This window comes from Parvibaculum sp. (assembly GCF_039680535.1).
Classification (GTDB): domain Bacteria; phylum Pseudomonadota; class Alphaproteobacteria; order Parvibaculales; family Parvibaculaceae; genus Parvibaculum.
Genome location: NZ_JBDKSS010000008.1, coordinates 26793 through 52943 on the forward strand (window position 1 = coordinate 26793; position 26151 = coordinate 52943).

Sequence of the window (26151 nt, forward strand, 5' to 3'; positions counted from 1 at the left end):
TTGGAAGCCGCCTTCTGAAGTAGAAAATGCCCCCCGGCTTTAGCGCAATGTGTGCGGCTTGTGGGTGAGATGTGGGCGAGTACATCCTGTGCCTTTCGGGTCTTGGCGCGAAAGCACAGTGATTTCAAATAGATAAGGGGGGCTGGCTGGGGGACTAGGATTCGAACCTAGACTGGCGGAGTCAGAGTCCGCTGTCCTACCGTTAGACGATCCCCCAACAGGATCAATGACTACTCGGCATTCAAGGCTTGCGCCCGCCGCTTGTCACGTTTGCTGGGCTTGTCTAATCGAATGCCATACGAAATTCAAGCTCTTGTGTTCCTGCCCCCGCCAATTTTCGGAACTCGCCCCAGCTGCCCTGCAAAGGCCGCGGCGTCTTGGCCTGCCTCCCATTTGCTAATGCGCCATCGCATCCTTGCGGCGCCTCGTCGACCAGGCCCTCGGGAACAGAAGGTCGAGCACCACGACGATGGCGGGAAGTACCGTGATCGCCACGACCATGTTGATCAGGAACATGAAGGTGAGGAGGAGCCCCATATCGGCTTGGAACTTCAGCGGCGAGAAGGCCCAGGTCGAAACGCCGATGGCCAGGGTCACCGCCGTGAAGAAGGTCGCCATGCCGGTTTCGAGCATCGCATGCTTGACGCTCTCGGTCGCGTCGCGCTCCGAATGGAAGTGATACTGGATCCGATTGTAGATGTAGAAGGCGTAGTCGATGCCGATGCCCACCGCCAGCACCATGACGGCCAGCGTCGCCACCGTCAGACCTATCTGCAGCATGTCCATGAACCAATAGCCGAGGAAGGTCGCGAAGGTCAGCGGCACGCAGCACGTAATGATCGCCCGCAGGTCGCGATAGACGGCTGCGACCAGCGCGATGACGACCGCATAGACCCACAGCATCATCGGCAGTTCGGCCTTCGAGACCTCCTCGTTCACGGCTGCCTGAACGCCCATGTTGCCGGCGGCCAGCCGCGGATTGACACCCTTCATGGGGTGTTCGTCACGGTAGGATTTGACCGCTGCCACCGCCGTGGCAATCGTCGTCGCACGCGCGTCTTCCAGAAAGATCATGTGGGGCAACAGCGTGCAGTTCCCGTTCATCACCGCCCCGCTCCCCGGCAGCACGGCCTCTTCCTGCGCCAAGGCTTCGCGCGCCTTCGGAATCGTGTGCCACTTGAGGTTGCCCTCGTTGAACGGCACGTTGAGCGCGCTGAGGGAGAACGGCAGCGAGACGACCAGATTTACGCCGGGCACGTTCCGCATATGCCACGAGAACTTGTTCAGATAGTTGAGCGTATCGTAGTCGACGCATGAATCCGGCGGCGTTTCGACGACCACGGTCAGGATATTGAGGCCCAGCGAGAACTTCGAGGCGATGTCGCGCGAGTCGATATTGTAGCGCGAGTTCTCCTGAAGCTCCGGGACGCCGGCGTAAAGCGCGCCGACATGGCGGTTGCGGCTCGCATAGGCGGCAAGCGTGAACAGCACCGCCGCAACGCAGAGAATGATGATGGAATTGCGCGGGCTCGACACCTTGTCGCCAAGCCAGTGCATGACATCGAGCCGAAAGCGGCGGGCCCGCGCCGCGCGATGCGCGAATCCTTCGTCGAAGCGCATATAGCTGACGAGCAGCGGCAGCATGACGAGGTTCGTCACCATCTTGAAGGCAACGCCGATGGCCGCAGCGATGGCCAGCTCCCGGATCATCTGGATCGGGATGAGATAGAGCGTGGCAAAGCCGATGAAGGTGGTCATCAGCGCCATGGCGCCCGGCCCCAGCAACGCATCGAAGCTCGCCCGTGCGGCCTGTTCGCTCGAAGCGCCGGCACTGACCGCCGCAGTCACTCGGTTGATCTGCTGCACACCATGGCTCACGCCGATGGCGAAGACGAGAAAGGGTACGAGAATGGCGAGCGGATCGAGGCCGAAGCCCAACAGCTCGAGCGCCGCGAACTGCCAGATGACGGAGGTGAGCGAGGCCAGCAGCGTGGCCCCGGTGAGCATCCACGATCGGGAATAGAGATAGAGCGACAAGGCGGTCAGCGCGAAGGCAATGGTAAAGAAGATGAATACGCTTCTCGCGCCGTCCGCCACATCGCCAATCGCCTTCGCAAAGCCGATGATGCGGACGGAGTACTTGTCGTTCTCGTATTTATGTCTGATCTGCTTCTCGAGCTTGTCGGCGACGTCGAAGATGTCGATCTTCTTGCCCGTCGAAGGATCGAAATCCTGCATGTCGGCCCAGACCATCGCGCCTGTGAAATCATTGGCGACGACGCGCCCGACAAAGCCGCCGCTGATCACCTTGTCGCGGATCGCAGCGATGTCCTCTTGCGTCAATGCATCGACCTGAACGCCGTTCTGGATCACGTCCTGCGCGGTCGCGCCATCTTCGGTGATCTCGATGTAGTGAACGTTCGGCGTCCAGAGCGAAGTGACGGACTCTCGCGAGACGCCCGGCAGATAGAAGATGTCGTCGGTGAGGTTCTTGTAGACCTTGAAGAATTCCTTGTTCCATATCGTGCCGGTCCGTGGCTCAAGAACAATGATGACGCTGTTCGAGCCGAACAACTGGTCGCGATATTTCTGGAACGTGTCGATATATTCGTGGCCCATGGGCAGGGCCTTGTCGTAGCCCGTGGAAAGCCGCAGATGCGCCGCAAAATAGAGCGCAAAGAGCGTGACTATCGCGAGCAGAATGAGTATGAGGCGGCGCGCGCCGAATACGAGGTTCTCAAGACGCCTGATCATGATGCTTCGCTCCCCCTGCCATCCCCATGCATGCGGGAACGGTCATGTTATGGACGCAGAAATCACTCCTGACGCATACAATCCTTGTACGAATATTTTACTGGATATCCAGCGGCCGAACTCTGCTGGCTGGCCTTCGCCAGCGTCGGCAACGCATCACGCAGCGCAGAAGCCCCCCAGGCGCTCGCGCTGCCAAGAGACTTAGCATGAATTTCCGAGGCGTTTAAGGAAGTTCGGCGGTTCTCGTCCAAATCTCCGTTGCGCCGGTTTGACACAAGTGATTTTCCCCTCGCAAATACGATAGGATCGCGCAATCAAGTCGATGCCCTCCCGCGATCGAAAGCCTGCCTGATGCTGATCGAGATCGAACGAAAGTTCCTTGTAGCCGACCCTGCCTGGCAAAACCTCTATACATCTCGCGAAAGACTGAGGGATGGGCTGCTCGCCTCGACCGACGGGCTCAAGGTCCGCGTCAGGCTCTATGAAAATCGCGCCACGCTCGCGGTGAAGACGAAGCAGGTCGGATTCACGCGGGCAGAATATGAGTATGAAATACCTATGGAGGAGGCCGAGCAGCTTCTCGCGCTCTATTGCGGCGACACGAAGCTGGCAAAGACCCGCTATTACGTCCCCTATCGCGGCTTCACCTGGGAGGTGGACGTCTACGAGGGAGTCCTGAGCGGCATCATATTGGCCGAGGTCGAACTCAAGCACGCAGACGTCGACGTTCCCCTGCCCGCATGGATCGGACGCGAGGTAACCGGCGAACCGGAATACAAGAAGATCAACATGCTGCGGGCGCGATACTCGCCCGCGAGCTGAGGACTTGTGAGGCCGCCGTCAGACGGCAGCCTCCTCCGCCTCGTCCTGCGCCACGAAGCCCTTCCAGTTATTCATGTAGTTGATGAAAGTCGGGCTCAGCCGTTCATTGGCGAGATAGGCCCGCGTAACGGGCAGCGCCGTCGAGCGGAAATCGGCATCAGCGGCGATCCGCTTGGGGAAGTCGTGATGAAGAATCGCGCCCCGGCCGATCAGCGCGAAGTCCGCGCCGTGCTCGAGAACGCGCCGGCAATCCGCGCCGCTCATCAGCTTGCCCGCGACGCCCAGCCGCGTCTCGCCGCGCGGAATATCCATGAACCAGTCGATCAGCGGCTTGTGCGCGAATTCCGCTTCGGCCGGCGCCTTGAACACATCCCAGAGCGACATGTCGAGATAGTCGAGATCGCCACGCGCGAGAACCTGCCGCGCGACCTCGATCTGTTCCGTCATGCGAAGACCGAAGCGTTCGGGTGAGAGGCGCAGGCCAAGCTGAAAATTGGCGCCCGTCCTGGCGCGAATGCCGTCCACGATCTCGTGGATGATCCGGGTACGGTTCTCCAGCGAACCGCCATAGCGATCCGTCCGGCGATTGAGCTCGGGGCTGAGGAAGGCGCAGAGAATATAGCCATGCGCTCCGTGAATCTCGACGCCATCGAAGCCCGCCTTTTCGCAACGGACGGCGGCGGCAATGAAATCCTCGACCAACTCCTCGACCTCCTCCGTGGCGAGCGCCCGCGCGCCCGTGTCGGCATCCTCGGAGGGGCCGCGCGGCGCTTCGCCGATGAGATCGGAGGGGCAACGAATCCCGCCATGGTGAAGCTGGACGGACGAGAGAGCACCTTCCGCCTTGATCTTCGCGGCGAGACGCGAAAGCCCCGGCAGAAGCTCGTCGGAGAACGAGCCAAGCTGGCCGGGGAAGGCCTGTCCCGACTTCTGCACATGCGCCGCGCAACTCATGACGAGCCCGAAGCCGCCCGTCGCACGGTAGGTCAGCCAGCTGAATTCTTCATCGGACAAGGTGCCATCCACATGGCTCTGACAATTGGTGAGCGGCGCCAGCATGAAGCGGTTCTTCATGGGCGCGCCATGGGCAAAGGAAAGGGGCTCGAAGAGGTCGGTCATGATCGGCATTCCTCAACTGGATTCGAAATTCGGATGCCGCAGCTTTAGCACGGCAAGCGCCCCACTGGCGCGGCCGGAGAGATTACAAAATCGTATTATGCTGAAAAATCATCGACGGACCGGGGCGGCTGTCCGCCAGGCGGATCGCGCTAGAGGTTCTCGATCTTGCAGCCGATGGCGTCGCGTATGCGATCGGCGACGATCGCGCGGTGGCAATGCGCAAAATCGGCCTCGAAACAGAGAAGCGCGGCCTTGTGCGTCTGCACGATCTCTGTCGCGCGCAGCAGCTCAAGCTGCGCCGCAGGTTCTTCGAGATGCTTTTCGTAGATCTCGCGCATCTCGTCGAAGCGCCCTGCCCGCACGGCGATGCGCCCGTCCTTGGGTGTGCCGAGCGCGCGCAGATGCACATAGTCGATGCCGGCTTCCTTGAGCGAAGCCGCGAGTATGGTTTTCGAGAAGCCCGCGCGGCGTGAAGCGGCGACGGCACGCACGTCAATCAACGTGTCGACCTTCGCCGCCTTCAGGCGCTCAAGCAGTTCCGCAAGGGTTCGGCGTTCATAGCCGATCGTCGCGAGCTTCATGGCCACCTCCGTCATCGGACAGTCTGAACGCCGATGCAGGTCGCGGCAAGATGCCTAGCCGCGCTTCGGCGCCTTGCGCTTGGGCTTGTCGAAGCCGCCGCCAGCCTTGCCGCCGGGCTTGCCACCTGCCTTGCCAGGCTTCTTGCCTGCCCATTCGGGCTTCCCTTTGCCGCCCGGCTTCGGCCCGCCTGCCTTGGGGCCACCGGCCTTCCCCTTGTAGGGCTTGTCCGACGAATGCTTGCCCTTGTCGGGTTTGCCCGCCGGCCTGTCGGCCCGCTCCGCCTTCGGCGTCCACTCCCTGGGCTCATGCCGAGGGCGCTCGGGCTTTGCCGCCTCTTCGCCGCGATCGCGCGCGTATTCGCGCTTGGGCCCCTTCGCGCGTTCCGGCCTGGGTCCATCAGGACGCTCTGTCTGCTCGCGGGGGCTCCACTTTGCCCGAGTTTCACGAACTTCGCGGGGTTCACGGGCCTCGCGCGGTTCGCGGCGGGGCCGTTCCGACGGTTCGGACCCGGCGGTGCCTTCCGGCGCGGGAGCGTCGCCACGCACACGCTCGATGCGGGCCTCGCCTTTCGGCACGTTTCGGATCGAGGCCTCGAACTGATCGGCGACATCCGCTTGGACCTCGAAGCGCGTTTCCTGATCGTAGATGTCGATGGTGCCGATCTCGCGGCGTGTGACGCCACCCTGACGGCAGATCATCGGCAGAAGCCAGCGCGGATCGGCGTTCTTCTGGCGGCCGACATTGAGGCGGAACCAGACGCCTTCCGGCAGGCTCGAAACGCCGGTCTTGCGGCGCGGCGCGGCGGCACGGGGCTCGCGCGGCTCGCGATCGTTGCCGCGCTCGCGCTTCTGTTTCGGCCCCCGCTCGTCGCCAGCCTCGCGCAGCGGGCCGGCATCCAGCACCTCTTCCGGCGCGGGAAGATGCGAGCTGTAGAGGCGCGCCAGCGCCACGGCGATCTCTTCGGCGGAGCGCGACGCGAGCAGCGCCCTGGCCATGGTCAGGTCGTCCTCATCCGCAGTGTCTGCGAAGATGTCGCTCGCGATCAGACGCTCCTGATCGAGCTTCCGGATCTCCTCGGCGGAGGGAGGCGCAACCCATTCGGGCCGGATATGCGCGTCGTTGAGCATTCGCTCGGCCTTGCGGCGGCGCGACTGCGGCACCAGCAGAACGCTGACGCCCTTGCGGCCCGCGCGGCCGGTGCGGCCGCTCCTGTGCTGCAACACTTCCGCGTCATGCGGCAGGTCCGCGTGGATGACGAGGTCGAGGTTCGGCAAATCGATTCCGCGCGCGGCAACGTCCGTGGCCACGCAGACCCGCGCGCGGCTGTCGCGCAGCGCCTGCAGCGCATGGTTGCGCTCGTTCTGGCTCAACTCGCCCGAAAGCGAAACGACCGAGAAACCACGCTCGGAGAGGATGGCCTGCAAATGGCGAACGGCCTCGCGCGTGTTACAGAAGACGATAGCGGTCGGCGCTTCGGCATGGCGCAACACATTGACCACGGTGTGTCCGACTTCGTTCGGTACGACGCGGATCGCGCGATAAGTGATGTCGGCATGGCCGCGCTCGCCGCCTGCCGCCTGAATGCGCAGCGCATCGTGCTGATAGGTCTTCGCGAGCGTCACGATCTCCTTCGGCAGCGTCGCCGAGAACAGCAGCGTGCGTCGCTCCTTCGGCGTTGCTTCGAGGATGAATTCGAGATCTTCGCGGAATCCGAGGTCGAGCATTTCGTCGGCTTCGTCGAGAACCACAGCCTTCAGGGCTGCGATCTTCAGCCGTCCGCGCTCCAGATGGTCGCGCAACCGGCCCGGCGTTCCGACGACGATATGGGCGCCCAGCGCCAGTTGCCGCGCTTCGGCGCGCGGATCCATGCCGCCGACGCAGGAGACGACGCGCGCCTTCGTCTTGGCATAAAGCCATGCGAGTTCGCGCTGCACCTGCAAGGCGAGCTCGCGGGTCGGCGCGATGATGAGAGCGAGCGGTTCGCCCGCCTCACCCAGAAACTCCGCGTCGCCGAGCAGCGTCTCGCCCATTGCGAGACCATAGGCGACGGTCTTCCCCGAGCCTGTCTGTGCAGAGACGAGCAGATCGCGGCCGACCGCTTCCGGCTCGAGCACGGCGTTCTGCACGGGCGTTGGGTCATTGTAATCGCGTTCCGCCAGCGCTCGCGCGAGCGACGGATTTGTCGGTAAAAAAGCCAAAGCTGAAACCAAATCCTGCTGGGTCCGGCGGGCGGTTTCGCCGCGCATCGAGACCTGTTCATCTGGGAAGCGCGCGTCATAGCACGGCGCAGGCAAAAACGCGCGATTAAATCGGCGGCGGATTGGGGCTTTCCAGGCAGGAAGCTCGCGGGCGCTCCGTTGAACGGGCGCCCGCGAGCCATCGTCTCTGCGTCACTCGGCCGCGATGGCGACCGGGCCGGGCTTGATGCTCCGGCTGCGGCGACCGTCGACGCTCACCGGCACCTCGCCCGCCAGTGTGACCCGGCGCATGACGCGATGGGCGTCGCCATAGTCATTCACCGCATAATGCTGCGTCGCCCGGTTGTCCCAGATGGCAACATCGCCGGCTGCCCAGCGCCAGCGGACCGTATTTTCAAGACGGGTCACATGGTCCTGGAAGATGGAGAAGAGCCGCGCCGAATCCGCCGTCGACACGCCGAGAATCCGCTTCACGAAATGGCCCGTCAGCAGGTGCTTTTCGCCGGTTTCGGGATGGACATGCACGATCGGGTGTTCGGTCTCGTAAACTGTCGAGGCAAAGACTTCCCTATGCCGTTTGATCTGCTCGTCGGTAATGACCCGACGCACGGCGGCATAGTCATAATCGTTGGTGTGCAGCGCCCAGAGCTGATCGGCAAAGGCCTTGAATTCCGGCGAAAGGTCTTCGTAGGCCGCCGCCGTGTTCGACCATACCGTGTCGCCGCCCGCCGCCGGAACCACGACTGCGCGCAGGATCGAAGCCCAGGGATAGGCGTCGAGGAAGGTGACATCGGTGTGCCAGGAATTGGCGCGACCGCCGACTTCCGAGTTGAGTTCGAGAAGGTACGAACTCCCCGGCCGGACCGGCACGGTCGGATGCGCGACCGGCGTGCCGATGGCCTCAGCGAAGGCTTCCTGCGAGGCGTCGTCGAGATGTGCCTGATCGCGGAAGAAAAGCACCTTGTGGCGCAGCAGCGACTGACGAAACGCTGCGAGCGTCGCCGGGCTCAGATCCGCCCCAAGCTTCAATCCGCGCACTTCCGCGCCGATGCGCCCCGCCACGGGGACAACCTCAAAGCCGAGCTCGGCGAGGGTCTGTTTGTCGTTTGCCGTCATTTACGCCTCCTGAATGCACTGCCATGAACCTGGGATTTCGAAATAACTTCCTTGTCCCTATGGAATTAATAGGGTTATATAATCACAACAGCAATGCAAGGCGTTTGTTTATTCACACTCCTTGCTCGTTATTTCGAAAGGATGTCCACCTTGGTAAGGCGTATTCTCGGACTCGCTCTGATCCTCGCCGCCAGCCTCATTGGCGGCGCGCTCCCCTCTCATGCGGAAGACAAGCCGGCGGTGATCCGTATCGGCGTCGCCATGGCTGGCGTCGGCGGCCGCCCCTTTTCGGCAGGCACCTATATTTCGGCGGTGCATGTGAAAGGCCTGCTCGAAAAGGAATTCGCCGCCGACGGCACCAAGGTCGAGTGGAACTTCTTCGGCGGAGCGGGCCCAGCCGTGAACGAGGCACTTGCCAGCGGCAAGGTCGATTTCGCCTGGCAGGGCGACCTGCCCGCGCTTGTCGGCCGCTCGCTCGGCCTCAAGACGCGGCTGCTGCTCGCGACCGGCACGCGTTTCAATACCTATATCGCCGTGCCCGCCGACTCACCGCTGAAGACGCTCGCCGACATCAAGGGACACACGGTCTCGAACTTTAACGGCACGCTATACCAGCTCACCGCCGCGAACATTCTTTCGACCGTCGGCCTCACCTATCGCGATCTGAAGATCGTCAATCTCGACAACGCAACGGCGCTTTCGGCGCTTTCGGCCCATCAGGTCGATGCCGCCTTCACCTCCTATTATTCCTTCGGCCTGCGCGAAAAGGGCCTCATCAAATATCTCTATACGACCAAGGGGCAGGATCCGAAGCTCACCTCGCAGGCAGGCTTCCTCGTCACCGATGATTTCGCGAAGACCCATCCCTCCGTCGTGAACCGCGTCGTGAAGGTTCTCGTCGGCGAGGCCCGCTGGGCGTCGGAACCGGCGAACCAGCCCGCGCTCTACGACATCTGGGCCAAGGTCGGCATTCCGGCTGCCTTCTTTGCAGAAGCGCAGAAAGGCGAAGACCCCAAGGTGCTGAACAGCCCCCTCTTCGATCCGTTCATTACGGCGCAGTTCAAGCGCTCCGCCGAAAATTCGCTGCACTTCAAGCTCATCCGTTCGCCCGCCGACGTCGATAGCTGGATCGACCGCGAGCCGCTCAACGCCGCCCTCAAGTCCCTCGGCCTCGAAAACTACTGGCCGCAGTTCGACAAGGACGGAAAGCCGGTGGTCGCCCAATGAGCACGTCGAGTTTGCGGCGGGCATCGCGTGCGGCGATCGTCGAGCCGGAACCCACCCATAGCGCTGCGGTCATCGCCTTGCCGACGACCGCGGCGTCCGCGCCCGGGGCGAATGTCACGCCACGCCAGCAGGCGACGCCGAAGACACGCAAGTTCCTTCGGCGCCCTGTCCTTCTCGGCGCACTGACGCCATTGGCGCTGCTCGCGCTCTGGGCTCTGTCGTCGCGTGCCGGGCTCGTTCCGCAACTCATCCTGCCCGCTCCCGCAACGGTCTATGACGCCTTCATCGCGCTGGTGCAGTCCGGCGAGCTTTTCGCCAATCTTTCCATCAGCGTTCAGCGCGTGGCCCTGGGCTTCGCGGCCGGCGCGGGGTTGGGCCTCCTCCTCGGCGCAGGCATGGGCCTTTCGCCGCGTCTTGAGCGTTTCCTTCGTCCGACGTTCCTCACCGTCGCGCAAATTCCCGTGCTCGCCTGGATTCCCTTCCTGATGATCCTCTTCGGCATTGGCGAGGCATTGAAGATCGTCATCATCGCCAAGGCCGCGCTGATCCCGGTGACACTCAACACGCTGGATGGCTTCCGCAATGTTCCCCGCGCCTATCTCGAGGTCGGGCGCATCTACAGGTTCAACAATCTGCAGATACTCCGCAGCATCATGCTGCCGGGCGCGCTGCTGCCGGTCTTTACCGGCCTGCGCTACGGCCTCACCCATGCCTGGCACTCGCTGGTCGTGGTGGAGCTGCTCGCCTCGACGGAGGGCCTCGGCTACCAGATGGTCATGGCGCGGCAGCTCTTTCAGCTCGACGTGATGATCGCGACCATGATCGTCATCGGGGTCATCGGCTTCACACTCGACAAGATTCTCGCCCAGGCGGAAACCTCGCTCAGGCGCCGCTATGGAGCCGCCGCATGAACAGGTTCGAAAAATATCTGGGCTCCGGCGTCACTCTCCCGCTCCTCATTCTGGCCGCGTGGTACCTCGGTGTGCATGACGGATTTCTCGATCCCCGCATCTGGGCCTCGCCCGAAGGCGTCATAGCAACCGCGCGGGAACAGCTCACGGACGGCTCGCTCTACGAAGCGCTCGGCGCAAGCCTCAAGCGCGACCTGCTTGGCGTTCTCGGCGGCACGCTGGTCGGCCTCGCCCTCGGCGTAGGGCTCGGCACCGTGCGCCTCCTCGACGAGTTGCTGAGCCCCCTGCTCAATGGCGTGAAGCATATCGCGCTGTTCACCTGGATACCGCTGATGTCGATCTGGCTCGGAAATGGAGAACTGGCGAAGGTCACCTTCATCGGCTTTGCGGTTTTCCTGCCCGTTCTGCTCAACACCTATCAGGGTGTCCGCAGCGTCGACCCCCGCTTGCTCGACGTCGCGCGCGTGCTGAAGCTCACGCGGACGCAGACGCTCCGCAAAGTGATCCTTCCCTCCGCTGCTCCGTCGATTGCGACGGGCATTCACCTCGCCCTGATCTATGGCTGGCTCGCGACCATCGGCGCCGAATATCTCTTCGCCGTCGCGCCGGGCATCGGCAGCAGCATCATGGAAGGCCGCGAACAGTTCCGCATGGATCTCGTCATTCTCGGCATGGCGATCATCGGCGGCGTCGGCTTCCTTCTCAACGTCGTCGCAAACCGGCTGCAAGCCCGCGTATTGCGCTGGCAAGCCCCCCAATAACCCATATCGGATCGCACTCCAGAAATGACGAACCTCGGCACACTCGACATTCGAAATGTCAACAAGCGCTTCCAGGTCGCGGGCGATGGCTTCGCCGCCATCGACGATTTGAGCCTCACCGTGGAGCCCGGCGAATTCCTCTCGCTGGTCGGTCCGAGCGGTTGCGGCAAGTCCACGCTGCTCCGCCTCATCTCCGGCCTCGACGGCGATTATGGCGGCGAGATCCAGCTCGGCGGCACCCGCATTTCCGGCACCAGCCTTACGCGCGGGCTGATCTTTCAGGAACACCGGCTCTTCCCCTGGCTCACGGTCGAGGAAAATATCGCGCTGGCGCTCGAGAACTCTCATCTGAGCGCGTCTGAAAAGCGCGCGAGCATTGCCGAGCATATTGCACTCGTCGGCCTCAACGGCTTCGAAAAAGCCTATCCCCGCCAGCTCTCGGGCGGCATGGCGCAGCGCGCCGCCATCGCGCGCGGCCTCGTCAACCGGCCCGCCCTCCTGCTTCTCGACGAGCCCTTCGGCGCCCTCGATGCGCTGACCCGCGCCCATATGCAGGAGGAGTTGCAGCAGATCTGGCAGGCCGAAGGCATCACCATGGTTCTGGTGACACATGACGTCGACGAAGCGCTTTACCTCGGCGACCGCGTCGTCGTCATGGCGCCCCGTCCGGGCCGCATCGCCAAAATTGTCGACGTCGATCTGCCGCGCCCGCGCGACCGCACAGATGGTGGCTTCACCCACCTGAAAGCCGAAGTGCTCGAAGCTCTCGGCGAGCCACGCTGAGGCCCACCGAGACTTAACCGCCCGGCCCCGTCTATGCTAACCGAACCGCCACCAGAACCCGGTTCGGAAAGGAAGGACGAGACCATGAGCGCGCCTGATACCCAGGAAAGCAAGCTGCGCGCGGACCTTGTGCGCGTCATGCGCAAGATGGCCGCGAACGGACTGAACAAGGGCGCGTCGGGTAATGCTTCGGTTCGCTTCGGTGGCGGCATGCTCATCACGCCGAGCGGCCTCGCGCCCGATCTCATGGACGAGCAAGGCATCGTCCATGTCGCTGCCGACGGGTCAACCGAGCCCGGTGCCCTGCGGCCTTCCAGCGAGTGGGAAATGCATTGGCGCATCCTCCAGCAGCGCAGCGACGTTGATGCCGTGGTGCATTGCCACTCCCGCCATGCGACGATCCTTGCCTGTTGCCACCGGCCGATCGAGCCGGTGCATTACATGGTCAGTGTCACCGGCGGTGCAGAAGTTCCCGTCGCGCCCTATCGGATATTCGGCACACCGGAGCTCGCCGATGCGGTCGTCGCCACTATCGGCGAGGGCCTCGCCTGCCTGATGGCAAACCATGGCCAGATCGCATTGGGACACACGCTCGATCACGCATTGGCTGTTGCCGAGGAGGTCGAGGAACAGGCCGCCGTCTATTACGGCGCGCAGATTCTCGGATCGCCCCATGTCCTGAGCGACCAGCAGATGAAAGACATATTCCTCCGCTTCGGGGGTTATGGTCAGAACCGTTGACCGGCCGCGCATCACGCGACAAGCTCGATCCAGTGGCAATGACTCCTGGCGATCCATAGTGACCGGCACCGGCAAGCGCACGACGAAGGCATCATCCGCGGGAGGCGGCAAACCGGTTCGCCCGGTGCGCCGCGGCAAGGCGCAAGCGGTCGACATGGAAGTCAAGACGCAGCCGCTTCAGAAGCGGTCGCGCAAGACCTACGACGCCATTCTCGCCGCAGCCGGCGCACTGCTCGAGGAAGTCGGCATCGAGCAGCTCTCCACCAATCTCGTCTGCAAGCGCGCCAAGCTCTCGCCGCCTGCGCTTTACCGGTACTTCCCGAACAAATATGCGCTGCTGCGCGAACTGGGCGCGCGGCTGATGGAGCGGCAGGACGAAGCCGTTTTCGAGTGGCTGAAAAATGGCGAGTTGAAATCGGGCAGTGTCGAGAAAATTCGTCAGAGCATTTTCGTCATACAGGCGCGCGTGAACGAGATCACGATGAAGGAGCCCGGCGGCAGATGGATCATGCGCGCCCTCCGCGCCGTACCGACATTGCGCGAAGTCCGCATTGCCTCGCGGGAACTGGTTGCCGCCCGCATTGGCGAAGCGCTTGCCAGCATCTTCCCCAGCGTGTCGCCGCACCGATTGCTCGTCGCCGCGCGGCTCACCACCGAACTTGGATATGCCGCAGGCGAAATGGCGGTGGATGAGCCTGAGCATGCGGACGAACTCGTGGACGAACTCGCCTGGATGTTCGCGCTCTATTTCGAGCACTTCCGCAAATGAAAAAGCCCGCAAGGCCGGAACCTTGCGGGCTTCGTCATTCCGAACGAATTACATGCGTTCGATGATGGTCGCCGGCGCCATGCCGCCCGCCGCGCAAAGCGTGGCAAGGCCGACATTGAGGTCACGGCGTTCGAGCTCATCGAGCAGCATGCCGACGATGATCGCGCCGGTCGCACCGATCGGATGGCCGAGCGCCATCGCGCCGCCATTGACGTTCACGATCGACGGATCGACGTTGAGATCGCGCATGAACTTCAGCGGCACGACCGCGAAAGCTTCGTTGATCTCGATGAGGTCGATGTCCTTCATCGTCATGCCGGCGATCTGAAGCGCCTTCTTCGTCGCAGGCACCGGCGCGTTGAGCATCAGCTCGGGGCTGTCGCCTGCGGTCGCAACCGAAAGGATGCGGGCGCGCGGCTTCAGGCCGTGAGCCTTGGCATATTCCGGCGAGCAGATGACGACGGCGCCAGCGCCGTCCACGACGCCCGACGAGTTGCCGGCATGATGGATGTGTTCGATCTTCACATCCGGATAGTTCTTCTCGACGAGCTTCCTGTAGGTCAGGCCTTCCTCGTCGAGTGGGAAGTCATACATCGCGGCGAAGGCGGGCTTCAGCGTCGCGAGGCTTTCCAGCGTCGTGCTCGGCCGGGGGAATTCTTCATGGTCCAGCGCGAGGCGGCCATCGTCGTGATAGACGGGGATGAGGCTCTTCGCAAAGTGGCCGTTGCGGATCGCGTGATCGGCGCGCTGCTGGCTCTCATAGGCGAGCTTGTCCGTATCCTCGCGAGTGATGCCCTCGAGCGTCGCGATAAGATCGGCGCAAACGCCCTGATGCGGCTGCGGATGGATTTCGCGCAGATGCAGATTGTGGCTGTCGAGCGTGGCGCCGCCCGTGCGCGGCAGGGTCGAGCCATACGACATGGACTCGACGCCGCCCGCGACGACGAGATCCTGCATGCCCGACATGATGCCCATGGCAGCGAGATTGACGGCGGTGAGGCCCGAACCGCAGAAACGGTCGAGCGAGAAGCCCGGCGCGGTGTTCTTCCAGCCCGCATCGAGAGCCGCCATGCGCGCGATGCACGCCCCCTGCTTGCCCGTCTGCGTGCCGCAACCGGCGATCACGTCGTCGATGTCGTCGCTGTCGAGATTGTTCCGCTCGCCGAGCGCCTTGAGCACCGTCGAGAGAATGCGCTGCGGATGAACTTCGGTAAGAGCGCCCTTGCCGACCTTGCCGACGCCGCGCGGCGTGCGCGCCGCGTCAATAATCCATGCTTCTTTCACTGGGATCTCCCTTTGTGTTCGGATTTGCGGGGAGTTTCCGCCCCCATGGGCACGGCGTCAATCAATGCCCCGCATCGCTCGCAAGACGCCGAAATTGACGCAGCGTCACGCGGCGTCGCCGGAGAGCCGCCCGGCGAGCGCCATGGGTCCGTGCGGCGCAATCCGTACATTACGGCCCGATGACGGTCTGAATCGGCTCGATATGCGCCCGTTCAGACGACGCGGAAATTCTTGAACTGCCAGGGGTCTTCGGTATCGAGGTCTTCAGCGAAAAGCTGTCCGCGATCGAGCAGCGGCGTCCAGTCGCTATAGACGCCGACGACATTGCCGAGATAGGGCTCGGCCACTTCGAGCACGCGCTGGTAATCCATCTCCTCGGGCTCGACCATGCCGCGCGCCGGGTTCTCGATCGCCCAGACCACGCCACCGAGAACCGCAGCCGTCACCTGCAATCCGGTCGCGTTGTTATAGGGTGCGAGGCTCCGCGCCTCGCCGATCGAAAGCTGCGAGCCGTACCAGTACGCGCCCCGCTCATGCCCCATCAGTAGAACGCCAAGTTCGTCAATACCGCTCGTGATCTCGTCGACGATGATCCGCTTCTCGGACTGCTCCTTCCAGTTCTTCCCCGCAAGCTCATGAACGGAGAGCACCGCGGCGTCGCAGGGATGATAGGTGTAGTGGACAGTCGGCCGGTAGCGCAGCGCGTCGCCATCTTTCTGCGACAGGTAATCGGCAATCGAAATCGACTCGCCATGCGTGATGAGAAAACCGTGGTACGGCCCTTCAAGCGGCGTCCAGCTCCGCATCCGGGTCGAAGCGCCGGGACGCCCAAGATAGATCGCCGCGCCGGAGCCGAACTCGTGGCGAAATCCATCCGCCGGGAAATGCCGCTCATGGCTTCCCCAACCGAGCTCCGCGGGCTGACAGCCCTCGCCGATAAATCCGTCGACGGACCATGTGTTGACGAACTCGCCGACGCGCTTCGGAATGGGCGAAACCTGCGTATCGCGTTCCGCAATGTGGATGGCCTTGACGCCGAGCCGCTCCGCCAGCGCGCCCCATTCCGCGCGGTTCGCAGGTCTGACGACTTCGACCTCCTGATCCTGCGCGAGATTGAGCAACGCCTGCTTGACGAAATGCGACACGAGACCGGGATTGGCGCCGTGGGTCATCACCGCCGTGGGGCCCGCCCCAAGCCGCTCCCTCAGCTCCAGCGCCTCTTCACGCAGCGTATAATTGGAGCGCATGGACGGAGTGAGAGTGACATCCGTATAGCGCCCCGGCCAGGGCTCGTTGCAGGTGTCGAGATAGAGCGCGCCCTTCTCGTGACAGAGCTTGATCAGCGCGAGGCTGGACACATCGACCGACAGGTTGAGCAGGAAGTCGCCTTCGCCGATCAGCGGCCCCAGAACGGCAGCGTAGTTTTCACGCGTCAGCGGCTGAAGGATGAAGCGAATGCCTTGAAGCTGTGCCTCGCGCCGCCCCTCCTCCTCCGCCGTGACGATGACCATCCGGTCCGGCGTTACGCCGATGTGGCGCAGGATCAGCGGCAGGACGCCTCGTCCGATACTGCCAAAGCCAACCATGACGATACGGCCGCGAAACTCGATAGGCTTTGAATGGAGAGGCATCTTTCACAATTCCGACATAATGGCGCGAGGGGCCTCGTGAGCTGACAGCGAACCTTTGCCTTATACAAAACAAGCGCCCCCATTGAAAGAACGCTTACGTCGCGGCATCCCGTTGATCGAGGTCAATGCGTCGCGTCGGCGTCGGCACGCCTATAGGCGGATCAGTTCATCGCCGATGGAGCACCGCCATGAAAGCCCTCGTCTATCAAGGCCCCGGCAGGAAAGCGCTGGAAGATCGCCCCATGCCCGAGATCGCGGCGCCGACCGACGCAGTTGTTCGCGTCACCCGCACCACCATCTGCGGCACCGATCTTCACATCCTCAAGGGCGACGTTCCGACCTGCGCGCCCGGCCGCATTCTCGGCCATGAAGGCGTCGGCGTGATCGAAAAGGTGGGCGCGGCCGTCTCCACCTTCAAGCCCGGCGACCACGTGCTCATTTCCTGCATCTCCTCCTGCGGCAAATGCGAATATTGCCGGAGAGGCATGTACTCCCACTGCACGAGCGGCGGCTGGATTCTCGGCAACAGCATCGACGGTACGCAGGCTGAATATGTCCGCATCCCCCATGCGGAAACGAGCCTCTATCACATCCCCGCAGGCGCGGACGAAGAAGCCCTCGTCATGTTGAGTGACATTCTGCCCACCGGCTTCGAATGCGGCGTGCTCAATGGCAAGGTCGAACCCGGCTCGACCGTGGCCATTGTCGGCACCGGCCCTATCGGTCTTGCCGCGCTCCTCACCGCGCAGTTCTACTCACCGTCCGAGATCATCATGATCGATCTCGATGACAACCGTCTCGCCGTGGCGAAGACCTTCGGCGCGACGCAGACAATCAACAGCTCCGACGGCAAGGCGGCTGCCGCCGTCAAGGCGCTGACCGGCGGGCGCGGCGTCGATACAGCCATCGAGGCCGTCGGCATTCCGGCGACCTTTCTTCTCTGCGAAGACATAGTCGCGCCCGGAGGCACCATCGCCAATGTCGGCGTCCACGGCGTCAAGGCCGATCTCCATCTGGAACGCCTCTGGTCTCATAACATCACGATCACGACGCGCCTGGTCGACACGGTGACGACGCCCATGTTGCTCAAGACCGTTCAATCGAAGAAGATCGATCCGACGAAGCTCATCACGCATCGCTTCAAGCTCGCGAATATCCTCGATGCCTATGAGACCTTCGGCAAGGCGGCCAGCACGCATGCGCTGAAGGTCATCATCGAAGCGTAAACCGAAGAAGGCCGTCGTTCGCAGATGGACAAGAAATTCCAGTTCAATGCCGGCTACTTCATCGTCGCCTTTCTGCTGATCACCGCCTTCCAGCTCTGGCTCGGGTCGAAGCAGGTCGCGCAGATCGACTACAGCGAATTTCTCACGCTGCTCGATCAGAAGGCGATCAGCGAAGTCACTGTCACCGAGACGCAGATCCAGGGCAAATTCACAAGCCCGCGTGACGGCAAGACTCTCTTCGCGACAACCCGTGTCGAACCGGATTTTGCCCGGCAACTCGCTACGTCAGGCGTGAAATTCACGGGCGGCTCGGACCAGAACTGGCTGACGACGCTCATGTCCTGGGTTCTGCCGACGCTCGTTTTCCTCGGCGTCTGGTTCTACCTCTTCCGCGGCTTTGCCGACCGGCAGGGCGTGGGCGGCTTGATGAATGTCGGCAAGTCCAAGGCCAAGGTCTATGTCGAGACGCAGACCGGCGTCACCTTCGCCGACGTCGCAGGCGTCGAGGAAGCGAAGATGGAGCTTCAGGAAGTCGTCGCATTCCTGAAGAACAAGGAAAAATATGGCCGCCTCGGCGCCCATGTGCCGAAGGGCATCCTTCTCGTCGGCCCGCCCGGCACGGGCAAGACGCTGCTTGCCCGCGCGGTCGCCGGCGAAGCAGGCGTGCCCTTTTTCTCGATCTCGGGCTCCGAATTCGTCGAACTCTTCGTCGGTGTCGGCGCCGCGCGTGTGCGCGACCTCTTCGAGCAGGCGAGCAAGGCGGCGCCCTGCATCATCTTCATCGACGAGCTCGACGCGCTCGGCCGTGCGCGTTCAGCCATGGGCGGCCTCGGCGGACAGGACGAGAAGGAGCAGACGCTGAACCAGCTTCTCGCCGAACTCGACGGTTTCGACCCGCGCGCAGGCATCGTGCTGCTGGCTGCCACCAACCGGCCCGAAATTCTCGATCCCGCGCTGATGCGTGCTGGCCGCTTCGACCGCCAGATCGTCGTCGACCGGCCGGAGCGCAGCGGCCGCGCGGCGATCCTCAAGGTCCATATGCGGAAAATCACCGCTGCACCGGACGCCGACCCGGATGCCATCGCGGGCCTCACACCCGGCTTCACCGGCGCCGATCTCGCCAACCTCGTCAACGAAGCGGCGATCCTCGCCACGCGGCGCGGCGGCGAGAGCGTCACGCTCGACGATTTCACCGGCGCGGTGGAGCGGATCGTTGCAGGCTCCGAGGTGAAAAGCCGCCTGCTCAAGCCCGCGGAGCGCGAACGCGTTGCCTATCACGAGATGGGCCACGCTCTGGTCGCCGCCACGATCCCCGGCTCCGACCCGGTGCACAAGGTTTCCATCATACCGCGCTCCATCGGCGCGCTCGGCTACACGCTTCAGCGTCCGACGGAAGATCGCTTCCTCATCACGCTCGGCGAATTGAAATCGCGCATGGTCGTGCTCCTCGCGGGCCGCGCTGCGGAACAGGTAACCTTCGGAGAGATTTCCACCGGCGCTGCCGACGACCTCGCCAAGGTCACGGACGTCGCCCGCCAGATCGTGACCCGTTTCGGCATGGCGCCGGAAGTCGGCCAGGCCGTCCTCGAAGCGCAGCATTCCGCCTATCTCGGCGACAACATGCTGAGCGTCCGCGACAAGGATTATTCCGAAGCGACCTCGCGCGAAATCGACCTTGCCGTCCGCAAGCTCATCGAGGAAGCCTATGCCCGCGCGATCGACATCCTGAAGACCCGTCACGACGATCTCGCGGCAGGTGCGAAGCTCCTCCTTGCGAAAGAGACGATAACGCCGGATGATTTCCCGGCATTGAGGCCCGCCGCGAGCGCGAGCGCCTGAAGACCTGAGCAGGAACGAAGACATGCCCGACATCAACACAGACAAGGTCTGCTACGTCATTTCCCGGGCGCGCATGTTCGACGTCAAGGAAGAGGTGACGAACCCCCGCTCGGGCTCCAACGCATCCGACGAGGACATGCGCGACATTCTCGAGGATTTTGCCGACGACCCAACCTATCAGGAGCTGGTGGAGTTCATTCGCGCGCTCGACGAGGACGAGCAGATCGAACTTGTTGCCCTCGCCTGGGTCGGACGCGGCACCTTCGATGCCGCCGACTGGGACGAAGCCGTGGAAACCGCCTCTCTCGAACACAATGCGCGGACGGCCGAGTACCTCACCGGCCTGCCGCTCCTTGCCGACTATCTCGAAGCCGGCCTCGACGCATTCGGCGAAAGCTGCTCGGATTTCGACGAGCACGCCTGAAGCTCAAAGCCCGAAGGGATAGGTCTCCGCGGCGCCGCTCAATTCCGCGGTCGTCAGCGGTGTTACCGCCTTTGTCTCGTCAAACCAGACATATTCGTCGAACTGGCGCGGCAGCGTCGCCTCGAAATAGTGGCTCTGCAACTCCGTCTGCGGACGATAGATAACGCCGATCGCCCGTTCGAGGCGAGGCTTCATCAACCCCGCGATCAAGTCTGCATCAGCCCCGCGCAGCGGCAGCAGGAAACGCGCCGCGCCGCTTTCATGGCAAAGCCTTTCATAGCTCCCCGCCAATGCGGGACGCACGTGCTTGACTTCCATCTCCCCGTCCCAGTCGGTCGCGGCAGCTACCGTGCCGTGGTCGGTTCCGAAGCCGATGGAATAGGCCTGATCGCCGAAAGCATCCCTGCAAAGCTGGCCGATATTGATCTCGCCCCGCATGCCCATTTCGGTCGCGGCCGCATTGCCGATATGTGAGTTATGCGCCCAGACAATCGCCTTGCTCGCCGGTCCGTGATGATCGAGCAGCGTCTTCAGCGTTTCGAACATATGCGTGTCGCGCAGGTTCCACGATGCCCGCGAGCCGTAATACATGATCCTATAATATTGCTCGGCGCCTGCGACGAGCTTTGCATTCTGCACGGCGTCGAGAAACCGCTCGCCATCATGCCGTGCATAGGCGTGCCTCTTCTCCATCAGGTCCGAGAGCATATGCGCCACATGCTCCTCGCAGCTCCGGTAGGAACCGGAAAGCGCCGCCCGCCCATAGGTCGCGGGGTCCGATTGCCAGGGCGTGAGGCAGCCATAGCGCAGCCGCGCAATCCGCGCCGCCTCCGGGTCCACATCGTCGAGATAATCGAGCACGGCGCGGATGGAATTATAGAGGCTATAAAGGTCGAGGCCGTAGAAGGCCACGCGTCGCGCCGCCTCCTGCTCGCCATTATATTCGCGCAGCCAGTCGACGAAGGCCCCCACCTCCCGGTTACGCCACATCCATGTCGGAAAGCGCGCAAAGGCGGTCCATTCGGAGGGCGCATATTCGAGGTGGCGCACATAATGGTCGATGCGCGCGGCATCCGGCCAATCGCCCTCGATGGAGACGAATGAAAATCCTTTCCATGCGATCAGCGCCCGCGTGATCCTTTCGCGCAGCCGATAGAATTCCGACGTTCCATGCGACGCCTCGCCGATGAGCACGATCCGCGCGTCGCCGATGCGCTGCATCAGCGGTTCGAGATCGACACTGTCGATATCATCGAAGCGCTCCCCGACTTGCCCGATGCGCTTCGCCAATGCCACATCCGGCGAAAGATCCTTCCGCACACGGGGCGCTACCTGCTCGGCGGCTTCCCCCGCCGCCCATCCCTCGGCGCCGACCAACGGCACGAAGCGCACGTCGAGCAATTCCTCGGTCCGGTATTCATCGGCCGCAAGGCGCGTTACGCGCAAAAGCTCCTGCAAGCCGGGCGTCTTGCCGACGGGGATGACGAGCCTGCCGCCGATCTTCAACTGCGACTTCAGAGCATCCGGAACATTCGGCGCGCCCGCCGTCACGACGATGGCGTCGTAAGGCCTCTGCTCCGCCCAGCCGCCCGTGCCGTCGCCGTGACGCACATGCACGTTGAGATAGCCCAGGGTCCGCAGCACACCCGCCGCCTTCTCCGCGAGTTGTGCGATCCGCTCGACGGTGTAGACCTCACCGGCAATGCGCGACAGAACAGCCGCGCCATAGCCCGAACCGGCGCCGATCTCGAGGACCTTTTCGCTGCCTTTCAGGAGAAGTGCCTCAACCATCACCGCAACGATGTAGGGCTGCGAGATGGTCTGCTGCCCTTCGATGGGCAGCGGGGCATCGTCATAGGCGAATTCGCGCAGTTCGGGCGGCAGGAATTCTTCCCTTGGAATCTCCCTCATCGCGGCGAGCACGCCTGCGTCGCGCACGCCACGGCCCGCAATCTGGCGCTCCACCATGGCAGATCGAAAATTGCTCAGGCTTGGTTCCTGCATCCGGCACCTCCGACACGGCTCAATGCTAACGGAGGATCGCCGCGCCGAATTGTTCCAGATCAACGCGCAGGGCTCGGCCGGCCGCCCTCTCGTTGGCCTACCTGGGCTGCGGACTATCTCGGCTGCGTCACTTTATACCTTGTCTATCGGTTTGATAGTATTAGTATGAAAACACGATATTCCCACCGATGGAGAGCAGGTATGGCGGAAATTTCAGACTTCGCGGATGCGCGCGACCAGGCGGACGATGCCGTCCACCCCTTCTGGTTCATCCCGACCCATGGAGACGGACGGAAGCTCGGCGTCGCCGAAGGCGCCCGCCCGACCGAGTTCAGCTATCTCGCGCAGGTGGCTCAGGCGGCGGACCGGCTCGGCTATGAAGGCGTGCTGATCCCGACGGGCCGCAATTGTGAAGATGCATGGGTCGTGGCCTCGTCCCTCGCCACGCTGACCCGCCGGCTGAAATTCCTCGTAGCCCTGCGCCCGGGCGTCTCGTCACCGCTTGCAACCGCGCGGCAGGCCGCGACGCTGGACCGTATCAGCGAAGGCCGTCTGCTCCTCAACGTGGTGGCGGGCGGCGACTCGACCGACCTCGCCGGAGACGGCGTCTTCCTCGATCACGACCAGCGCTACGCCCTCACCGACGAATATCTCACCGTCTGGCAGCGGCTGATGAACGGCGAGAAGGTCAACTTCGAAGGCAAGTACATCCGGGCCGAAGGCGCGCAGCTCCTTTTCCCGCCCGTGCAGGAGGGCGGCCCCCGCCTCTTCATCGGCGGCTCGTCCGATGCCGCCATCGACGTCACGGCCAAGCACATCGACACCTGGCTGACCTGGGGCGAGCCCCCGGCGCAGGTTGCCGAGAAGGTCGCCGAAGTTCGCGCGAAGGCTGCAGCGCAGGGCCGCAAGGTCCGCTTCGGCATCCGCCTTCAGGTCCTCGTCCGCGAAACGGAAGAAGAGGCCTGGCGCGACGCTGAAAAGCTGATCGAGGATCTCGACGACAATGTGATCGCCGCGATCCAGAAGCGCCTGGCCGCCAGCGAGTCGGTCGCCCAGCAGCGCATCGTCGCCCTCCATGGCGGCCGGCGCGACAAGCTCCTCATCAGCCCCAACCTCTGGGCGGGCATCGGCCTTGTCCGTGGCGGCGCCGGCACGGCGCTTGTCGGCTCGGGAGAGAACGTCGCGGCGCGCATCCGCGAATATCGCGCCCTTGGCATCGAATATTTCGTGCTCTCTGGCTACCCGCATCTCGAAGAGGCCTATCGCTTCGCCGAGCATGTCTTCCCGCTGCTCAACATTGCCGGCGTGAAGAAGCCCGAGGTCAAGGTGAAGCCGGGCCGCGCCGGTGAAGCCGGCGAGCACTTCCGCGCGGGCGGGCATGCCCATTCCGGCCCGTCCTGAGACCATCGCCTTCAGAACTCTGCCTGTCTCGGCCCCGCCAAAAGCGGGGCCGAGTTCGTTTGCGGGGTTCACCCGTTTGACGGCGATCAATGTTCCCCTCCATCCTATTGCCGATAAGAGGTCTGGCCGCTTCGGGCCGACTCGCAGAGGTAATTGTCATGGCCGAATATGTCCGCTGGTTTCGCGATCTTGGCGTCGCCGATGTTCCGCTGGTTGGCGGCAAGACCTCGTCCCTCGGCGAGCTCTACAACGCGCTTTCCGGCGAAGGCGTCCGCGTTCCCAATGGCTTCGCGCTGACGGCCGAGACTTATCGCGATTGCCTGACAAAGGCCGGCGCGTGGGAGAAGCTCCGCGACCTCTTCGCGAAGCTCGACGTCACCGACACCAAGGCCCTCGCACGCGCCGCGAAATCCGCCCGCGCCATCGTCTATGCGGCAACCGGCACGAAGGAAGTCCGGCAGGCTATCGAAACCTCCTATGCGAAGCTCCAGAAGGAATATGGCAAGAACGTAGCGGTCGCCGTTCGCAGCTCCGCCACCGCCGAAGACCTACCGAATGCGAGCTTCGCCGGGCAGCATGAGAGCTACCTCAACATCTCCGGTCTTGAGCATGTGATAGAAGCCTGCCGCCGCTGCTTCGCCTCGATCTTCACCGACCGCGCCATCGTCTATCGAAAGAACAACGGCTTCGACCAGCTCAAGGTCTATCTCTCCGTCGCCGTGATGAAGATGGTCCGCTCGGACCTCGCGTCGAGCGGCGTCATGTTCACGCTCGACACGGAATCAGGCTTTCGCGATGTCGTCTTCATTACAGGCGCCTATGGCCTCGGCGAAACAATCGTTCAGGGCGAAGTGGACCCGGACGAGTTCTATGTCCACAAGCCAACCTATCGCGCCGGACACCGCGCCGTTCTCAGTCACACGCTTGGCTCGAAGCTGATCAAGATGACCTATGCGAAGGGCAAGGGCGCCGCGACCACCGTGCTGAAGTCCACGCCCGTCGCCGATCGCGCGCGTTACTGCCTGAACGACCGCGAAGTCCTCGATCTCGCCGGCCACGCCATCGCCATCGAGGAGCATTACTCGAAGGCCGCAGGCATGCCGCGCCCCATGGATATCGAATGGGCGAAGGACGGCGCGGACGGCAAGCTCTACATCATTCAGGCGCGCCCCGAGACGGTCGCCTCCCAGCGTGCCGCCGGCACGTTTGAAACCTACACGCTCAAGGGCAAGGGGCGCGCCGTCGCCACCGGCCGCGCCGTGGGCGAAAAGATCGCCACCGGCAAGGCCCGCGTCATCACCAGCACGAAGGATCTTTCGAAGTTCCGTCAGGGCGAAGTGCTCATCGCCCGCACGACGAGCCCCGACTGGCAGCCGATCATGAAAAAGGCGGCAGCCATCGTCACCGATCGCGGCGGGCGCACCTGCCATGCGGCCATCGTCGCGCGTGAACTCGGCGTGCCTGCTGTCGTCGGCGCGGAGAGCGCGACCGCGACGATCAAGACGGGCCAGATGGTCACCGTCTCCTGCGCCGAGGGTGAGGCGGGCCATGTCTATCAGGGCGCAATCCCGTTTGACGTCGCCAAGTCATCGGCGGACAAGATCGGGAAGCCGAAGACGGCCATCATGGCCAATCTCGGCAATCCCGACCTCGCCTTCCGTACGGCCATGCTGCCCAATGACGGCGTTGGCCTCGCCCGCATGGAATTCATCATCAACGAATATATCGGCGTCCACCCCATGGCGCTGGCGCAGCCGAAGAAGGTCGCCTCCGCCGCCGACCGCAGGAAGATCGAAAAACTGACGCGCGGCTACAAGAAGCCTGCCGATTTCTTCGTCGAGAAACTGTCGGAAGGTGTGGGCACGATCGCCGCCGCCTTCTATCCGAAGCCCGTCATCATTCGCCTGTCCGACTTCAAGTCGAACGAATATGCCAGCCTGATCGCGGGCGCGGGCTTTGAGCCCAAGGAAGAAAACCCGATGATCGGCTTCCGCGGCGCTTCGCGTTACGCCCATCCCGCCTATGCCGCGGGCTTCGCGCTGGAATGCAAGGCGCTTGCCCGCGTCCGCAACGAAATGGGTCTCGACAATCTCCGCATCATGGTGCCCTTCTGCCGCCGCGAGGACGAGGCGCGCAAGGTCATTGCAACGATGGCCGAACATGGGCTAAAGCGCGGCGAGAAGGGACTTGAGATCTTCGTCATGTGCGAAATCCCGAACAACGTCATTCGCATCGACGCCTTCTCCGAACTTTTCGACGGCTTCTCCATCGGTTCCAACGACCTGACCCAGTTGACGCTCGGCGTGGACCGGGACTCGGAGATCGTCGCGTTCGACTTCGCGGAAAACGATCCGGGAATGCTGGAAATGCTTCGGCTCGCGATCACCGGCGCCAAGCGCAACCACCGGCATATCGGCATTTGCGGCGAAGCACCCGCCAATGATCCGGAGATCGCCGTTTATCTTGCGCGCCTTGGCATCGACTCGATCAGCGTCAACCCCGCCAGCCTCATCCGCACGATGAAGGTCGTGGCGGAAGCCGAGAAGAAGGCGGGATAGA

The 26151-nt window shown here is 63.2% G+C and carries 20 protein-coding genes and 1 tRNA gene; 12 read left to right on the forward strand and 9 right to left on the reverse strand.

The genetic code is table 11. The features are described 5' to 3' along the window. Positions 1-143: 143 nt before the first annotated feature. Together ABFC66_RS04200 and ABFC66_RS04205 are read right to left on the reverse strand one after the other, a co-directional pair. Positions 144-217, reverse strand: a tRNA-Gln gene (locus tag ABFC66_RS04200). Positions 218-396: 179 nt separating this feature from the next. Next, positions 397-2754, reverse strand: a complete 2358-nt coding sequence (locus ABFC66_RS04205; RefSeq protein ID WP_346739710.1) for an MMPL family transporter — start codon at positions 2752-2754, stop codon at positions 397-399. Between the two features lie 351 nt (positions 2755-3105). On the opposite strand from ABFC66_RS04205, the gene ABFC66_RS04210 reads away from it, so the two are divergent. Beyond that, positions 3106-3576: a CYTH domain-containing protein gene (locus ABFC66_RS04210; protein WP_346739711.1), complete on the forward strand. Its 471-nt coding sequence runs from the start codon at positions 3106-3108 to the stop codon at positions 3574-3576. Positions 3577-3594: 18 nt separating this feature from the next. On the opposite strand, the gene ABFC66_RS04215 is transcribed toward ABFC66_RS04210, so the two are convergent. The 4 genes from ABFC66_RS04215 to ABFC66_RS04230 form a co-directional block, all read right to left on the reverse strand. After that, positions 3595-4695: an NADH:flavin oxidoreductase gene (locus ABFC66_RS04215; RefSeq protein ID WP_346739712.1), complete on the reverse strand. Its 1101-nt coding sequence runs from the start codon at positions 4693-4695 to the stop codon at positions 3595-3597. Between the two features lie 149 nt (positions 4696-4844). After that, positions 4845-5276 (reverse strand): DUF488 domain-containing protein, encoded by a 432-nt coding sequence (locus tag ABFC66_RS04220; protein WP_346739713.1) that lies wholly within the window; start codon positions 5274-5276, stop codon positions 4845-4847. 54 nt (positions 5277-5330) lie between these two features. After that, on the reverse strand, positions 5331-7475 hold the full coding sequence (locus tag ABFC66_RS04225) for a DEAD/DEAH box helicase (protein ID WP_346739714.1): 2145 nt from the start codon (positions 7473-7475) through the stop codon (positions 5331-5333). 192 nt (positions 7476-7667) lie between these two features. Beyond that, positions 7668-8591 carry a TauD/TfdA family dioxygenase gene (locus ABFC66_RS04230; RefSeq protein WP_346739715.1) on the reverse strand — a complete coding sequence of 308 codons (924 nt, stop codon included), beginning with the start codon at positions 8589-8591 and terminating at the stop codon, positions 7668-7670. A 150-nt stretch (positions 8592-8741) separates the two neighbouring features. On the opposite strand from ABFC66_RS04230, the gene ABFC66_RS04235 reads away from it, so the two are divergent. The 6 genes from ABFC66_RS04235 (at position 8742) to ABFC66_RS04260 (ending at position 13783) form a co-directional block, all read left to right on the forward strand. Continuing rightward, positions 8742-9818: an ABC transporter substrate-binding protein gene (locus ABFC66_RS04235; RefSeq protein ID WP_346739716.1), complete on the forward strand. Its 1077-nt coding sequence runs from the start codon at positions 8742-8744 to the stop codon at positions 9816-9818. Continuing rightward, positions 9815-10729 carry an ABC transporter permease gene (locus ABFC66_RS04240; RefSeq protein ID WP_346739717.1) on the forward strand — a complete coding sequence of 305 codons (915 nt, stop codon included), beginning with the start codon at positions 9815-9817 and terminating at the stop codon, positions 10727-10729. Before ABFC66_RS04235 ends, ABFC66_RS04240 begins: the two co-directional genes overlap by 4 nt. Next, positions 10726-11490: an ABC transporter permease gene (locus tag ABFC66_RS04245; RefSeq protein ID WP_346739718.1), complete on the forward strand. Its 765-nt coding sequence runs from the start codon at positions 10726-10728 to the stop codon at positions 11488-11490. The genes ABFC66_RS04240 and ABFC66_RS04245 overlap by 4 nt, the downstream gene beginning before the upstream one ends. A 24-nt stretch (positions 11491-11514) precedes the next feature. Continuing rightward, on the forward strand, positions 11515-12273 hold the full coding sequence (locus ABFC66_RS04250) for an ABC transporter ATP-binding protein (RefSeq protein WP_346739719.1): 759 nt from the start codon (positions 11515-11517) through the stop codon (positions 12271-12273). Positions 12274-12357: 84 nt separating this feature from the next. Beyond that, positions 12358-13014, forward strand: coding sequence for a class II aldolase/adducin family protein (locus tag ABFC66_RS04255; RefSeq protein WP_346739720.1), 657 nt, complete (start codon positions 12358-12360; stop codon positions 13012-13014). Positions 13015-13072: 58 nt separating this feature from the next. Beyond that, entirely contained in the window at positions 13073-13783 is a 711-nt protein-coding gene (locus ABFC66_RS04260; protein WP_346739721.1) for a TetR/AcrR family transcriptional regulator, read from the forward strand. Between the two features lie 48 nt (positions 13784-13831). Here ABFC66_RS04260 and ABFC66_RS04265 read toward each other — a convergent pair whose 3' ends face one another. Further along, positions 13832-15067, reverse strand: coding sequence for an acetyl-CoA C-acetyltransferase (locus ABFC66_RS04265; RefSeq protein ID WP_346739722.1), 1236 nt, complete (start codon positions 15065-15067; stop codon positions 13832-13834). A 212-nt stretch (positions 15068-15279) separates the two neighbouring features. Next, entirely contained in the window at positions 15280-16698 is a 1419-nt protein-coding gene (locus tag ABFC66_RS04270; protein WP_346739723.1) for a saccharopine dehydrogenase NADP-binding domain-containing protein, read from the reverse strand. Between the two features lie 188 nt (positions 16699-16886). Here ABFC66_RS04270 and ABFC66_RS04275 point away from each other — a divergent pair, with 188 nt between their 5' ends. Genes ABFC66_RS04275 through ABFC66_RS04285 form a run of 3 tightly spaced genes read left to right on the forward strand, consistent with a single transcriptional unit; the run spans position 16887 to position 20187 of the window. Then, a complete protein-coding gene (locus tag ABFC66_RS04275) occupies positions 16887-17924 on the forward strand; it encodes a zinc-dependent alcohol dehydrogenase family protein (protein WP_346739724.1) in 1038 nt (345 codons plus the stop codon). A 24-nt stretch (positions 17925-17948) separates the two neighbouring features. After that, complete coding sequence (gene ftsH, locus ABFC66_RS04280; RefSeq protein ID WP_346739725.1) at positions 17949-19763, forward strand: ATP-dependent zinc metalloprotease FtsH; 1815 nt, start codon at positions 17949-17951, stop codon at positions 19761-19763. 22 nt (positions 19764-19785) lie between these two features. Then, on the forward strand, positions 19786-20187 hold the full coding sequence (locus tag ABFC66_RS04285) for a DUF3775 domain-containing protein (RefSeq protein ID WP_346739726.1): 402 nt from the start codon (positions 19786-19788) through the stop codon (positions 20185-20187). A 3-nt stretch (positions 20188-20190) separates the two neighbouring features. Here ABFC66_RS04285 and ABFC66_RS04290 read toward each other — a convergent pair whose 3' ends face one another. Next, positions 20191-22191 (reverse strand): protein-L-isoaspartate(D-aspartate) O-methyltransferase, encoded by a 2001-nt coding sequence (locus tag ABFC66_RS04290; protein WP_346739727.1) that lies wholly within the window; start codon positions 22189-22191, stop codon positions 20191-20193. A 201-nt stretch (positions 22192-22392) separates the two neighbouring features. On the opposite strand from ABFC66_RS04290, the gene ssuD reads away from it, so the two are divergent. After that, complete coding sequence (gene ssuD, locus ABFC66_RS04295; protein ID WP_346739728.1) at positions 22393-23592, forward strand: FMNH2-dependent alkanesulfonate monooxygenase; 1200 nt, start codon at positions 22393-22395, stop codon at positions 23590-23592. A 158-nt stretch (positions 23593-23750) separates the two neighbouring features. Continuing rightward, the gene (gene ppsA, locus ABFC66_RS04300; RefSeq protein WP_346739729.1) at positions 23751-26150 is read left to right on the forward strand and encodes a phosphoenolpyruvate synthase; all 2400 of its coding nucleotides are present in this window, start codon (positions 23751-23753) and stop codon (positions 26148-26150) included. Position 26151 lies beyond the last annotated feature (1 nt).